Annotated in this window: 12 protein-coding genes and 1 pseudogene; 7 read left to right on the top strand and 6 right to left on the bottom strand. The window is 67.8% G+C overall.

What is annotated here, in order from left to right:
- Window positions 1-141 precede the first annotated feature (141 nt).
- Window positions 142-645 (top strand): hypothetical protein, encoded by a 504-nt coding sequence (locus tag VEY12_08930; protein ID HYM40248.1) that lies wholly within the window; start codon window positions 142-144, stop codon window positions 643-645.
- 76 nt (window positions 646-721) lie between these two features.
- Here VEY12_08930 and VEY12_08925 read toward each other — a convergent pair whose 3' ends face one another.
- The gene (locus VEY12_08925; GenBank protein HYM40247.1) at window positions 722-1,117 is read right to left on the bottom strand and encodes a hypothetical protein; all 396 of its coding nucleotides are present in this window, start codon (window positions 1,115-1,117) and stop codon (window positions 722-724) included.
- Between the two features lie 115 nt (window positions 1,118-1,232).
- Here VEY12_08925 and VEY12_08920 point away from each other — a divergent pair, with 115 nt between their 5' ends.
- Window positions 1,233-2,108 (top strand): UTP--glucose-1-phosphate uridylyltransferase, encoded by an 876-nt coding sequence (locus VEY12_08920; protein ID HYM40246.1) that lies wholly within the window; start codon window positions 1,233-1,235, stop codon window positions 2,106-2,108.
- The gene (locus tag VEY12_08915; protein ID HYM40245.1) at window positions 2,101-3,051 is read left to right on the top strand and encodes a UDP-glucuronic acid decarboxylase family protein; all 951 of its coding nucleotides are present in this window, start codon (window positions 2,101-2,103) and stop codon (window positions 3,049-3,051) included. Before VEY12_08920 ends, VEY12_08915 begins: the two co-directional genes overlap by 8 nt.
- Window positions 3,052-3,057: 6 nt before the next feature.
- Here the strand turns inward: VEY12_08915 and VEY12_08910 are convergent, their stop codons facing one another.
- Window positions 3,058-4,362 carry a UDP-glucose/GDP-mannose dehydrogenase family protein gene (locus VEY12_08910; GenBank protein HYM40244.1) on the bottom strand — a complete coding sequence of 435 codons (1,305 nt, stop codon included), beginning with the start codon at window positions 4,360-4,362 and terminating at the stop codon, window positions 3,058-3,060.
- Window positions 4,363-4,479: 117 nt separating this feature from the next.
- On the opposite strand from VEY12_08910, the gene VEY12_08905 reads away from it, so the two are divergent.
- The 3 genes and pseudogenes from VEY12_08905 (at window position 4,480) to VEY12_08895 (ending at window position 7,722) form a co-directional block, all read left to right on the top strand.
- Complete coding sequence (locus VEY12_08905) at window positions 4,480-5,652, top strand: glycosyltransferase family 4 protein (GenBank protein HYM40243.1); 1,173 nt, start codon at window positions 4,480-4,482, stop codon at window positions 5,650-5,652.
- Between the two features lie 69 nt (window positions 5,653-5,721).
- Window positions 5,722-6,261: pseudogene (locus VEY12_08900) on the top strand (GDP-mannose 4,6-dehydratase).
- Window positions 6,262-6,855: 594 nt separating this feature from the next.
- Window positions 6,856-7,722, top strand: a complete 867-nt coding sequence (locus VEY12_08895) for a GDP-mannose 4,6-dehydratase (GenBank protein ID HYM40242.1) — start codon at window positions 6,856-6,858, stop codon at window positions 7,720-7,722.
- Between the two features lie 8 nt (window positions 7,723-7,730).
- Here the strand turns inward: VEY12_08895 and VEY12_08890 are convergent, their stop codons facing one another.
- The 4 genes from VEY12_08890 to VEY12_08875 all read right to left on the bottom strand — a co-directional run bounded on the left by VEY12_08890 (window position 7,731) and on the right by VEY12_08875 (window position 12,163).
- Window positions 7,731-8,618, bottom strand: coding sequence for a hypothetical protein (locus tag VEY12_08890; protein HYM40241.1), 888 nt, complete (start codon window positions 8,616-8,618; stop codon window positions 7,731-7,733).
- A 114-nt stretch (window positions 8,619-8,732) separates the two neighbouring features.
- The gene (locus VEY12_08885; GenBank protein ID HYM40240.1) at window positions 8,733-9,686 is read right to left on the bottom strand and encodes a hypothetical protein; all 954 of its coding nucleotides are present in this window, start codon (window positions 9,684-9,686) and stop codon (window positions 8,733-8,735) included.
- 121 nt (window positions 9,687-9,807) lie between these two features.
- On the bottom strand, window positions 9,808-11,343 hold the full coding sequence (locus tag VEY12_08880) for a glycosyltransferase family 39 protein (protein ID HYM40239.1): 1,536 nt from the start codon (window positions 11,341-11,343) through the stop codon (window positions 9,808-9,810).
- Between the two features lie 85 nt (window positions 11,344-11,428).
- Window positions 11,429-12,163: a hypothetical protein gene (locus VEY12_08875; protein ID HYM40238.1), complete on the bottom strand. Its 735-nt coding sequence runs from the start codon at window positions 12,161-12,163 to the stop codon at window positions 11,429-11,431.
- Window positions 12,164-12,296: 133 nt separating this feature from the next.
- Between VEY12_08875 and serS the strand changes: the two genes are divergently transcribed.
- A partial coding sequence (serS, locus tag VEY12_08870) for a serine--tRNA ligase (protein HYM40237.1) occupies window positions 12,297-13,460 on the top strand: 1,164 nt, incomplete at its 3' end.

Raw genomic sequence — 13,460 nt, 5'->3', positions numbered from 1 at the left:
ATGGGTCGGAATGAGTTTAAGACTTTCCCGTTTCCGAGGTACCCGTGGCGGCGGTGGGTGATTCACCTTCGATGCGTGGTTCTCACGTGTGATATTGCCACCGGGAATTTTATCGACCCCTCCATACGGTTCGCCCCCGCCATGGAAGCCCTCGACCATGGGGCCGCGCCAGGCCCTGGCTCCCTCGCCCTGGGTCACCCTAGGGTCTCCTCGGCCGAGGGGGATCCGCGGCTGGCGTGGGTCCTGTTCCTCCTCCTCGGCCTGCCGTTCGCGCTCATGGGCATCCTGACCATCCTCGCCCGGGCCGGTTTCTACGTGGATCTGTTCCGCCCGCTCTGGCAACCATGGCCACCGGAGATCCTGAAGCCATTCATTGGCGTCGCGGGCTTCGTTGGGACGCTCGCCTACCTTGCGTACCGGATCGGTCGGCGCACGGGGTTCCGGTCCGGGACCGTGGCCGGCATCGTGGCCGTGCGGAACGAAGCCGAGCGACGCACACGCGCCGAGGAGGCCCAGATCCCGCCCCCGCCGCCCGACGAGCCTGCGCCCGCCCTCGCGGCGCAGCCCGAACCGTCCGCGGCGAACCCGCTGCCCGCGCCACCGCCGCCGGATGCCCCCGCGAACGATGCGAACGAGGACCTCTAGGCCGCCCACGGGCACGGGACGAAGACACGGGCGATCGCGGGAAGTTCGAACCGAGGGCTTTCGTGACCGCGTGCGGCTATCGCTCCCGGAACCCCGGGACATACTTCCAGCCGAGCGACTTCCCTGCCTGAGAGAGTACGAGCTCGACCTCTTCGAGGATGCGGTCGGGCTCGGGGCCGAGGGCGTGGTACGCGGCGCGGGCCTCGGGCGACTGGACATCGGGCTCCCCCGTGGGATTCAAGGCGCTCGCCAGGGACCGCCCCAGGTTCGTGATGCCGCTGTACTCCAGGACGGAGAGGCGGGTCAGCTGCTCGATGCAACGGGACAGGAGTTCGAGCTCGCGCTTGCGGAAGTTCGTCTCCCGCCGGGCTTGGAGCTGCATTCCCACGGCAATCGCGGCGAGGACGATTGCGGCCCAGGCGAGGACCGTGGCGGCATTCGTGAAGTCGACGATGGAGCTGAGGTCGGCCATGAGGGGGACATGGGCGCACGCCTCATGAATCGCGCGGCCGCCGCGGACGCGGCCCTTCCCTCGGACGCGCCGGGAAATGCTTAAGCCCGGCCCACGATGTCGCCCACCCCACCCCGTGGAGGGATTCATGAAAGCCGTGATCCCCGCCGCCGGCCTTGGCGTCCGGTTCCTCCCGCTCACCAAGGAGCAGCCCAAGGAGATGCTCCCCGTGGTCGACCGCCCGGCGATCCACTGGGTCGTCGAAGAGGCGGTCGCGGCGGGCGCCACGGACCTCCTGATCATCACGGGCCGCGAGAAGCGCGCCATCGAGGACTACTTCGACGCGTCCCCGAGGTGGGATGCGGTCCTCCGGAACAGCCATGAGGTCCGCGCCTACCGAGATCTGGAGGCGCTCTCCGCCAAGGCGCACGTCCACTTCGTTCGCCAGAAGGAGCCACGAGGCCTCGGCGACGCGATCCTCCAGGCGGAGAAGCACGTGGGGCAGGAGCCCTTCCTCGTCACCCTGGGTGACACGATCAACGTGGCGCAGCCTCCCGTCGCCAAGCAGCTGTGGGACGTGTTCGAGCGCCTCCGGCATCCTGTGGTCGCCGTGGAGGAGGTGCGAGCCGAGAAGGTCTCCGACTACGGCATCATCAAACCCGGGAAGGCGGTGGACGACCGCACCCTTGAGATCGCGGACCTGGTCGAGAAGCCGTCCGCCGAGGATGCGCCGTCGCGGCTCGGCATCAGCGGGACGTACGTGCTGACGCCGAGCGTCTTCGACGCGATCCGCGCCACGCCGCCGGGCAAGAACGGCGAGGTCCAGCTCACGGACGCCCTGCGCATCCTGCGCCGCACGGAGCCCCTGTACGCATACCGCTTCACGGGACGGCGGTACGACATCGGCACGAAGCTGGACTGGTTCCGCGCCCACGTCGAGCTCACCCTGCAGCACGCGGAGTTCAAGGACTCCGCCCGCGCCTTCCTCAAGGAGCTGCTCGAGCATGCCTAGGTCCGTGGTCACGGGCGGCGCGGGCTTCCTGGGCAGTCACCTCTGCGAGCGTCTCCTCGCGGAGGGGCACACCGTGATCGCGGTGGACAACCTCCTCACGGGCTCCCGGGAGAATCTCGCGCCGTTGAGGAAGCATCCGAAGTTCACGTTCCGGAAGCAGGACGTCTCGGAGGACCTCAAGATCCCGGGCAAGGTGGACTTCGTCCTCCACTTCGCCTCGCCGGCGAGCCCCGTGGACTACGCGAAGTTCGGCATCCAGACCTTGAAGGCCAACGCCCTCGGCACGTACAAGACGCTGGGGCTCGCGAAGGCCAAGCGAGCGCGGTACCTGCTCGCGTCGACCTCCGAGGTGTACGGCGATCCTCAGGTGACCCCGCAGCCCGAAACGTACTGGGGCCACGTGAATCCCATCGGGCCGCGGAGTGTCTACGACGAGGGGAAGCGGTTCGCGGAAGCGCTGGCCATGGCGTACCGGCACCAGCATGGGCTGGACCTCCGCATCGCCCGGATCTTCAACACGTACGGGAGCCGGATGCGTCTGGACGACGGCCGCGTGATCCCGAACTTCATCGGGCAGGCCCTGCGGGGCGAGCCGCTCACGGTCTACGGGGACGGATCCCAGACGCGATCGTTCTGCTACGTGGACGAACTCATCGAGGGAATCTGGCGCCTCCTGACCGCCGCCCGCGTGGCAGGCCCCGTGAACCTGGGGAACCCGGACGAGCGCACGGTATCCGAGATCGCGGCCCTCATCCAGAAACTCACGGGGAAGCACGTCGGCACGGTCCGCGAGCCGCTGCCCGCGGACGATCCCAAGGTCCGGTGCCCGGACATCACGAAGGCCCGCACGGTCCTTGGCTGGGAGCCGAGGGTCTCTCTCGAGGACGGGCTGCGGCGGACCATCGCGTTCTTCGAGCAGAAGGCGGCGGCCATGGCCCGGTAGCGCGTCCTAGCCGCCGAGGATGCGCAGCTCGATCCCCTTCAACGCCGCTCGGTCCAGGATGCGCCGGCCGTCAATCACGAGCTTCCTCCGCATTCCCGCGAAGTCCTTGGACGTGAGCTTGCCCCACCGGGGCCAGTCGTTGTGGACGATGCAGACGTCGGCTTGGGCGAGGGCGCTCGCGACGTCCGAGGCCACCTCGACGTCGGGCACCGCGGCTTGGAACGTCGCGTTGGCCTCGGGGTCGTAGCCGACCACCTGGGCGCCCTTCGCCAGGAGCGCTCGCGCCAGGGGAATCGCCCGGGATTCCCGGATGTCGTCGCTGCCGCCCTTGAAGGAGAGCCCGAGCAGGGCGACGCGCTGTCCGCGCAGGTCCCCGGCGGCGTCCTCGGCCATCTTGACCGCGCGGTTGGGCTGGAGGTCGTTCACGTCGAGGGTGGCTTGGAGGAGGAACGAGTCGTAGCCGCCGGCTCGCCCTGCTGCCAGGAGAGCCCGCACATCCTTCGGGAAGCAGGAACCTCCGAACCCGAGCCCGGCCTTCAGGAACCGCTTGTTGATCCGCGGGTCGAGGCCCATGCCGTCCACGACGGCGTCCACGTTCAGGCCGCCGACCGCGTCGCACAGGTCGGCGAGCTCGTTCGCGAAGGAGACCTTCATCGCCAGGAACGAGTTCGTCGCATACTTGATCATCTCCGCCGTGCGGAGATCCGTGCGCAGCTTCTTGCAGCGGTTCTTCGCGTAGACCTTCGCGAGCGCGTCGCCGGACCGTTTGTCCAAGGCTCCGATGACGATCCGATCGGGCTTGAGCGCATCGTCGACCGCGGATCCTTCCCGGAGGAACTCCGGGTTCATGCAGAGACCGAACTCCGCGCCCGCCCGCTTGCCCGACGCGGCCTCGAGCGCGGGGCGCAGGGCGGTCTCCGTGGTCCCCGGGACCACCGTGGACTTGACGACCACGATGGGATAGCCCTTCGCGCCGCGCAGCGCTTGGCCGACCGTCGTCGCGGCGGCTTCGATGTACGAAGTGTCGATGGACCCGTCCTCCCGCGACGGGGTGCCCACGGCCAGGAACACGATCTCGGCCCGCGAGGCTTCATCCGCGATCTCCGTGGAGAAGGACAGACGCCGGGTCCGGGCCGCCTTGATCAGCGCGGCGCCGAGCCCGGGCTCATAGAAGGTCGGCCTGCCCTTCCGCAAGGACGCGATGGCATCCGCCGCCACGTCGGTCCCGACGACCGCGTGGCCGGCGAGCGTGAAGGCGACCGCGTACACGAGGCCGACGTGGCCCGTGCCGACGATGCAGATCCGCGTCATGGAGCGGGGGAAGGAACGGGGCTTCCTTAAGCCTCTCGTCGGTGCCTCGCCCCTGCCGCGAGGAGGATAGCCTCAAGTGGACCCCGGGCATCCCCTGCGGTTGAGCGGGCCCCCGCCATGTCCTCTTCCGTCGCGCCAACGGAATCCGCCGGGCCGGCCGAGCGCGAAGGTGGGCTTCCGGGACGGCGGATCGCGCTTTCCTGCTCCGGCCTGGGCGACGTGATGCGGGGCTCGGAGCGCCACTACCTCGGCTTGTACCGGACCCTCAAGAACGACGCGCCCCTCGTCCTCTTCCATGGCGGCCGCGACGCCCCCGGGACACGCCTGCCGAGGATCCCGCGGTCCTCGCCCCTGCTCCGGCCCCTCCCGCCGTCGGGCCGCATGGCCGTCGAGGTGTGGTCCTTCGCCCTCCCCCTTCTCGCCGCCCTCCGGGCGGGGCGGTTCGACCTCGTGAACCATTCCGACATGCGCATGGCCAAGGTGCGCAAGTACCTCCCCCGCCGTGCGGTGCCGACCAAGTTCCTCTACACGAACGGCGCCGAGACGCCGCCGTGGATCACAGCCTCGTTCGACTTCCTCCACTGCGTGACGCCCACGGACTACGAGGCCGCCCTGGCGTACGGGCTTCCGCGGGACCGCGTGTTCCTCATTCCGTACGCCGTGGACGTCGACGCGTTCCGGCCCGTGGAACCCGAGGAGAAAGACCGGCTCCGCGACCGCTATGGGATCCCGCGGGACGCGTTCGTCGTCGCGAGCCTTGGCTTCCTCTCCGTGGACTCCCACAAGCGCCCCCGCTGGATCATCCAGGAGACCGCGGCGGCCGGACCTGACGTGTTCCTGTTCTTCGCGGGCGAGCAGGACGAGTCCGCCGCAATCCTGCGGCGCGAGGCCGGGGAGAAGCTCGGACCGCGAGCCATCCTGACCCGGTTGCCCCTGGAGGCCGCGGTCCAGGCCTACCATCTGGCGGACCTCTTCGTCCTAGGCTCCCTCCACGAGGCGTTCGGGATCGTGGTCATCGAGGCCATGGCGTGCGGCCTGCCCGTGGTCGTCCACGACTTCGCCAGCCTTCGCTGGATCGCAGGAGACGCGGGATCCGTCGTAGACATGGCCCGGGCCGGCGCGCTCGCCTCCGAGATCCGGTTCTGCCGCGAGAATCCCGGCATCCTGCGCCAGCGCGGCCTCCTCGCGCGACGACACGCCGTCGAGCGGTTCTCCTGGGGTGCGCTGAAACCCGCCTACCTGGACATGTTCCGACGATGCCTCGAGCTCCCGCGCCGCGAGGGCGCGTAACCCGGGACCCGCGGGGCGGGATGCGCATCGAACGACACGGTTAATAGCCTCAGCTCGGTACACCGTCCAATGGCCAAGCGGGCCCTCGTGTCGGGTGCGACGGGTCAGGACGGATCCTTCCTCCTGGAGCTCCTGCTCCAGAAGGGATACGAGGTCTTCGGGCTCGTGCGTCGCTTGAGCACCCCGAACTTCAGCAACATCGCCGCGATCGCGGACCAGGTCCACCTCGTCGACGGAGACCTCATGGACCAGTCGTCCCTGGATGCCGCGGTCAAACTTGCGAAGCCGGACGAGATCTACAACCTCGCGGCCCAGTCCTTCGTCGGCACGTCGTTCGTCCAGCCCGTCCTCACGGGGGAGACCACGGGCCTGGGGGTCCTCCGCTTACTCGAGGCGGCACGGCACCACGCGCCCGAGGCGCGGTTCTACCAGGCTTCGTCGAGCGAGATGTTCGGCAAGGTGGACCGCGAGCCGCAGGACGAGACGACGCCCATGCATCCCCGCAGCCCGTACGGCGTTGCCAAGGTGTACGCGTACTGGGCATGCATCAACTACCGAGAAGCCTACAATATGCACGTCTCCAACGGGATCTTGTTCAACCACGAGAGCGTAACCCCGGAAACCCCACTCATCGTACGATCTCAGAGTGGTTTGCTCGATTGTCTCCCCATCCGCGAAGTCGTCCCGGATCCGGCCCACACTCGCCAGCGCAAGATCGACCTCGAAGTCTGGGACAGCGGACGGTTCACGCACGCTGTACTCGCCACCGCATACTGGAATTCGCCCGCATATGACAAACGCGTCCATCGCGTGATTTCTCGCAGCGGCGAAGTGCGCACGACGGCGGACCATATCTTCCTCGACGAAGCAGGCGGTGAAGTCGCGGCCTCGAAGGTTCGACCGGGCCGACGGCTTCTCCGAACCGCACTACCACCGGCTCCGGGCAGGACTCGGGTCACGAGGGAGTTCGCGAAGCTCCTCGGCCTCCTTGCCGCGGAAGGAAGCATCAGCCTTTCGGAGGGTCGCGTTGCCGCGGCGTTCCGCAACAACGACCCGACCCTGATCGACGAAACCCAGACCCTCTGGGAGGCTTGCACAGCGGGCAGCGTGTCCGAGAGCGCAGGTGTCTCGGGATTCACGGGAGAGCCGACAAGGGGGCTGAGGCTACGCGCAGGCCGGGGGACGCTCCTGGCACTTCGAGAGATGCTGTACAGCAGGGAGCTCTGCAAGAGGGTGCCGAGGCTCGTCCTGAACGCGGACACGGCCGCCTGGGGCTCATTCCTCTCCGGGTACAACGAGGGGGATGGGCTGAAGGCGAGCCATGGTGCACGCGAGTTCAAGAATTTCAAGACGTCATCTTCTCTGCTCGCTGCGGGCCTCTGGTGGATGGCGGCGAGCGCACTTGACCAGAGGCTCACCTACAACACAGATTCCGTTTTCCGTGGAGAGTACAAGGAGCGCTCATACGCCTACCACTCAATCAATCTGGGGACCGTGAGCGGCGCTCGGACGGGACGTCACCTCCTTCGGCCCGAGGGAGAGGTCAAACAGGTTGTGCCAGAGCTGTACACAGGTTGGTTATACGATCTCGCCACGGAAAGCGGGACCTTCCACGCAGGAATCGGTGACCTCGTGATTCACAACTCCCCCCGACGAGGACTTGAATTCGTTACGCGCAAGGTCGCGCACGGGGTCGCACGGATCGCAGCCGGCAAGTCCAGGACGATCTCCCTGGGGAGCCTGGATGCAAAACGGGATTGGGGCTACGCTCCGGACTATGTCGACTTGATGTACCGAATCCTCCAATACAATGAGCCGGACGACTTTGTCGGGGCGACGGGGGAGGCGCACTCCGTCCGTGAGTTCGTCGAGGAGGCGTTCCGCGTCGCGGGCATCCCGGACTGGGAAAAGCACGTGACCGTGGACGAACGGAACCTGCGGCCCGCCGAGGTGTACAACCTCCGCGGGGACGCCTCGAAGGCGAGGCGCCTCCTGGGCTGGGAGCCCAAGATGCGCTTCAAAGAGCTTGTGAAGCTCATGGTCGAGGCGGAGCTCGCGCGCGTCCGGTGATGCGAGGTTCAGCCGATCCGCAGGGAGACCTGGGCGCTCCCCTCCGCGGCCACGACGACATCCTGACTGGCCCGGGCCCCGCTGCCCGTGACGACCTCCACGTGGACCGGGGAACCTGGCGGCGGCGCGGCGGGCGCCCGCACGTGGGCCTGCCCCGTCTTCCCGGCGGGGACGGTCAGGGAGACGGCGGGAGTCCCGTTCACGAGAATCTGCACGTTCTCGTCCGCTGCGGAACGGTTCTCCAGGGTCACCAGGATCGCCCCCATGCCTGGGGGCGCGGCGGCAGGCACGCCGGGAGCGGCTGCCCAGGGGGTCCCCGGAGGAGACCCCGCGTAGGGAGGGTATCCGGGGTACGGAGGATACTGCGCGGGGACGTACGGCGGAGGCACCGCGTATCCGCGAACTTTCTGCGGCCGCGTCCGGAGGTAGAGACCGATCAGGACAAGGACGGCGGCGACGACAAAGGCTCCAAGGGCCAAGTCCACGGCACCCGCGGCCCACGCGTTCACGACGATCGTGTGGAGCCCCGTCTCGTTCAGGTTCTCGTAGCCGCTTCCGTGGCCCGTCTCGACGAAGTACGTGCCGCCCGTCGGGAGGGTCGCGCTGAACGTCCCGCTCGATCCCGAGTCCGCGGCGAGGTAGTTCAGGACCCCCGTCGCGAGGAAGGCGGTGTGCTGCGCATCCGTCATCACCCAGACGTTCACGGTTCCGCTCGAGGTCACGGAGAACGTGACCGACACGGTTCCCCCCGAGAACACATCGATCTCGTAGCGGGTGAAGTGGTTCGATCCTGGGATCAACGTGAACACCCCGTACCGGGTCCAAGGCGGCGCGCCGCTCACGAGCAGGCCCGCCCCGATGAGGGCCACGACGATTCCGATCGCCAGGGGAATCACATAGGTTCGGATGGCAACCCCTCGCGCAGCGGGTCAGGGCCGTTGGGCTTCAAAACCCTGTCGATGCGAGGTGGCGCCCCCGCAGGAGGGGAGCCCCGGTATCCGCCAGCCCGCTCATCCCAACCGGAGCATGACCGGGGCGGTCCCGCGGGCTCCCACGAACACGGACTGCTCGAGCCGCCGGCCGCCCGAGGTCACCGCCTGGACGGTGACCATGGAGCCGAACGGCGACGACAGGCGAGCCGTGACCGTCGTCACCTGGGACGTGTTTGGCGGCAGGGTCAGCATGGTGACTGGGACGCCGTTCACGACGAGCTGCACGGTCTCCGCTCCCTGGAGTTGGTTCTCGAGAGTCACTACGACATCGCCCGTCGGTGTGGCGGCAGAATCGGGCTGGACCGGTGGCGTCGCCGAGCCGTCGGTCGTCCCGGGGAGTGGCGGCGGCACACGATACATGTCACCGCCGCTGGGTCCCGTGCCTCCGACCGGCGGCACGGGCTGCGGCAAGTACGTGGCGCGGCTGTCAAGCACGCCCGAGGGCCCCTGCGCCCTGGACCGGCGTGCCTGCCGCACTCCGAAGACAACGAGCAGGGCGCCGATCCCCGCGGCCACGAGCCCGCCGAGGAAGAACGTCGGATCAATCCCCGTGCTCGTCAAGTCCACGGCCACGTCCTGCTCCACGGACCCGTAGCCAGGGCCGTGGGCGAAGACGATGTGGTACGTGTTCCAGCCCGGGACTTGGAGGTTCAGCGTACCGTTGACCGCCGTGACGGTGTAGAGCCCGGTGAGGTTCTGGCCGTTCATATACGAGTTGTAGTCCGCGTCGTTGAACACGAACACGGTGACCGGCGTCCCGTTCACCACGGAGAACGTTCCCTGCACGGTCCCTCCCGCCAGGACGCCGAAGGAGTACTCGTTGAAGTACTCGGTCGTCGGGTCGTTCGCGGCAATCGGCGCGGTCTCCTGCACCCCCGCGGGAAGGGTGGCGTAGAACAGGGCGAACAGGCCGCCCACGATCAGGATGACTCCGAGGATCAGGAGTACGCGGCCGAGCCTCCGGGATGCCATTGCCCACCGTCCGCCGCGTGCGAGACGACGGGACCTCATAGGGTTTTGGTTTGGCATGCCCGGTTCTCGCCACAGGCGCCGGGCCGACTACGGCCGCGGCTCGATGACGCCGAACGCGGGATCACGAGGCCGCGTCCGCGAGTGCCGTCCCCGCGCGAGCCCAGAGCGAGCAGGCGAACGCCTCTCCGAGCATGTCCCCCGAATGAATCGTCGTCACGTGGATGAACCCCGAGTAGACGGACGAGGTCGCGGAGAGGATGTACGCCGCGGCGAGGCCGCCGTGATACGGGATCACGGACACGTTCGGAACCGAGATGTACGGGAGGATCGTCTCCGGGGAAATCCCGTCCACGCCCACCACGGCCCCAGGCTGGAGATAGGCGTCCAGGTTCTGCATGACCGCCATCTGGGGGTACGGCGCCGGGAAGGCGACGATCGCCAGGCCGATGGCGAGGAACACGGCCATGAGGACGGCGAACCGTTTGGAGAAACTCCGGAGGTCCGTCGAAGGGGCTCGGGTGAAGGACCACCGTGGCTCCGTCTCCCGGAGCACGAGCCACAGGATGAGCGGGGCGGTAATCACGACGTACCGCAGGTTGTCCCACCACCAGAGCGGCGTCTGCTCGACGGTCCAGAAGAACGAGGAGACCATCCAGCCCATGAGGAACGTGGAGCCGATGATCGTCCAGAGGAGGCCCGTGGCCTCGCCGACCGCGGCCCGTCGGGAGAGGCGCAGCTCGGGGAGGAACAGCCCCCCGTACAGGAGGAAGAACAGGAGGAAGAGGGGCACCTTGACGACGAGGGCCTCCGCCAGGAGGGCGGGGTGGCCGATGCCGTAACTGTACACCGCGTCGAGGTACGTGGAGGTGTCCCAATGGGGCCAGCCGTAGACCGCAAGGTTACGGAGGGTCCACCCGCCCGCGAGGAGGACGAAGATCCCGGTGCCGGTCAGGAACCACTTGTCCCGCAGGATCCACCAGCCCCGCGTGCGACGGATCCAGAGGAAGCCCATGACCAGCGTCACGACGAAGACCCAGCCGATGGACGCCTTCGCGAGGAAGCCGAGGCCCGCGAACAGTCCCGCGAGCGCCAGGTACGGCAGGTCGCGGAGGCCCTTGACGGCAGCCCACGCGGTCAGGACGAAGCAGATCCCCACGAGCTCCTCGGAGTAGCCGATGAGGCTCGTCATGAGGAACATGGGCTCCAGGGAGACGAACGCGGCGGCGTACCACGCCTTCCTCGGGCCGAGGAAATCGCGGGTCGTGAACCAGACCACCGCGACGAGCACGGCGGACAGGACGAGGTCCGCGACCTTCGTCGAGACGATCGAGAAGCCGAGCACCCGGTAGAAGAGACTCAGGTACATGGGATACAGGGGCGGGTAGTGGTGGTACAGGGTCGGGACCGCGGCGTACGGGACGAGGAACTCGCCGTGCAGGGCGAAGGACTCGCCCATGACGCTCATCACGGCGCCGTCGTACACGATGCCCCAGCTGTTGAACGTCACGAATCGGAGGAGGAGGCCGAAGGCGACCAGGCCACCCAGAACCGCTGCCGTGCGCTTCGGCCGCCTCGCCACGCGGTGCCAGCCGCGGAGCTCACGCCGGGACGCGGACGAATCGAGACGGCCTCGGGCGTTCCAATCGGGAGTTCCCATCAACCGAACGCGCCATCGGCCTTCGAGCGCATAAGCGTTTCATCGAGAATTCTCGACGGAGCCGCTTGCGACTCGCGAGGATGTTCTACACCTGCGACTGGGACGGGCGCCGTCCGAGGGCACCCAGCATCCCCAGGCCGATCACGGACCACGCGACGAGTGGCGCGAGGCCGTACGATAGGAACAGGACGAGCGTCGTGTTCAACTGGTAGTGAGCCGCGGCGAACGGACCGGAGCCGGGAAGCATAGGGCCTGCGATTGCAAGGAAGACCACGCAGAGAGCGACAGGCCCGACGGTAGTCGACCACATTCGCGCGCGCGCCTCCCGGAGCGCGACTCGCTCCGTGACGAGCTGCCGCAGGACCTCCGCCGCGGCACCCGACCGCACAACCTCGCGCGCGGACGGCAGAGGGACCAGCGTGTCGTGCCCCTCCCGTTCAATGCGGACGAGCGAAGCGGAACCTGAGTCCCCGGACCCATCGACTTCCAGATCTCCGTCGAGGTCATCCAACGGATCGTTCGGGGAGGGCGCCGAATTCGAGCCCGCGTTGGACCTGGCCTTGACCCGCAGGAGCGCGATGCGGCGGTCGACGCGGCGCATCGAGGCGTCGAGGGAGGCCGCGGATCGGGATGCCTCGAGGACGAGGACGACCGCCAGGAGGGCGCCGATTCCTCCGGCGAGGAGGTACACGTCCGCGCTCACGGTCGCGTCGTACCACGGACCCGACGTGGTAATCGCCGTGGCCCAGGCGAGGTTCGCGATGACCGCGAACAACACGAGGAACGCGGCAGCCAGGAGAGCCGGACGGGGTCGGGACACCGTGCACCCAGGTTCCCCCTGCGCGAGTGCGTTATATAAGGGGTCTCCGGCCGTTATCAGCCGGTACACACTTGGTCCCGCGACCCGGGGAGCCGGATAACCTACAAATACGGTCCACCCCTTCGGTTCCTCCGTGCTGGACATCCGCCTGATCCGCGATCATCCCGAACTGGTCCGCAAGGACCTGAAGAAACGCGGCGCCGCGGACAAGGAGCGCCTCCTAGACGACGTGGTCCGATGGGACCAGGAATGGCGTTCCTCCCTCGCCGCGGCGGACGGACTCAAGAAGCGCCGGAACGAAATCACGCGGGCCATCGCGGACGCGAAGAAGGGGAAGAAGGACACCGCGGCGCTGCGGAAGGAGGCGGCCGGGCTCCCGAAGCAGATCGCGGCCCTCGACGCCGCTGCCGCCGAGCTCGAGGCGAAGGTCCGCAACGGCCTCCTGCGACTGCCGAACCTGCTCCACGAGAGCGTCCCCGTGGGCAAGGACGACACGGAGAACGTGGAGGTCGCGACGTGGGGCACGCCGAAGAGGCCGGATTTCGAGCTCAAGCCCCACGGGGAGCTCCTCGAGGCGCTCCGGCTCGCGGACTTCGAGAGGGCGCGGAAGATCGCGGGCGCCGGGTTCGTCTACATGATGGGCGACCTCGTGCGGCTCGACCAGGCGCTCCTGCAGTTCTCCCTGGACTACATGGTCAAGCAGGGCTTCACCCCGGTCTTCCCGCCGTACATGATGCACCGCGACGCGTACGAAGGCGTCACCGACCTCGGGGACTTCGAGACGGTCATGTACAAGCTGGACGGCGAGGACCTCTTCCTGATCGCGACCTCGGAGCATCCCATCGGCGCCATGTACAAGGATGAAATCATCGACGACGCCCAGCTGCCCCTCCGATTCGCGGGGATCAGCGCCTGCTTTCGCCGGGAGATCGGCGGCCACGGCGTGGACACGAAGGGGCTGTTCCGCATGCACCAGTTCAACAAAATCGAGCAGTTCGTGTTCTGCCGCCCCGAGGAGAGCTGGTCCTGGCACGAGAAGATCCGCGGGAACGGCGAGGCGATCTACCGAGCGTTGGAAATCCCCTACCAAGTGGTCAATGTCTGCACGGGAGACATCGGCACCGTCGCGGCGAAGAAGTACGACATCGAGGCTTGGTACCCGCGCCAGGGCAAGTACCGCGAAGTCATCTCCTGCTCGAATTGCACGGACTATCAGGCGCGGCGCCTGAACATCCGCGCGGGCAAGGTGGGCGGCGAGAAGTTCATCCCCCACACGCTGAACAGCACCGCCATGGCC

This window comes from Thermoplasmata archaeon (genome assembly GCA_035632695.1).
Taxonomy (GTDB): domain Archaea; phylum Thermoplasmatota; class Thermoplasmata; order RBG-16-68-12; family RBG-16-68-12; genus RBG-16-68-12.
The sequence above is the reverse complement of the archived record's forward strand: the minus strand, read 5'-3'. Positions and strand labels throughout refer to the sequence as shown.

Coding starts and splice junctions, on each gene's coding strand:
- VEY12_08880 (HYM40239.1), bottom strand. CDS start 11,343: ATGGGAACTCCCGATTGGAACGCCCGAGGCCGTCTCGATTCGTCCGCG.
- VEY12_08910 (HYM40244.1), bottom strand. CDS start 4,362: ATGACGCGGATCTGCATCGTCGGCACGGGCCACGTCGGCCTCGTGTAC.
- VEY12_08930 (HYM40248.1), top strand. CDS start 142: ATGGAAGCCCTCGACCATGGGGCCGCGCCAGGCCCTGGCTCCCTCGCC.
- VEY12_08905 (HYM40243.1), top strand. CDS start 4,480: ATGTCCTCTTCCGTCGCGCCAACGGAATCCGCCGGGCCGGCCGAGCGC.
- VEY12_08915 (HYM40245.1), top strand. CDS start 2,101: ATGCCTAGGTCCGTGGTCACGGGCGGCGCGGGCTTCCTGGGCAGTCAC.
- VEY12_08895 (HYM40242.1), top strand. CDS start 6,856: ATGCTGTACAGCAGGGAGCTCTGCAAGAGGGTGCCGAGGCTCGTCCTG.
- VEY12_08885 (HYM40240.1), bottom strand. CDS start 9,686: ATGGCATCCCGGAGGCTCGGCCGCGTACTCCTGATCCTCGGAGTCATC.
- VEY12_08925 (HYM40247.1), bottom strand. CDS start 1,117: ATGGCCGACCTCAGCTCCATCGTCGACTTCACGAATGCCGCCACGGTC.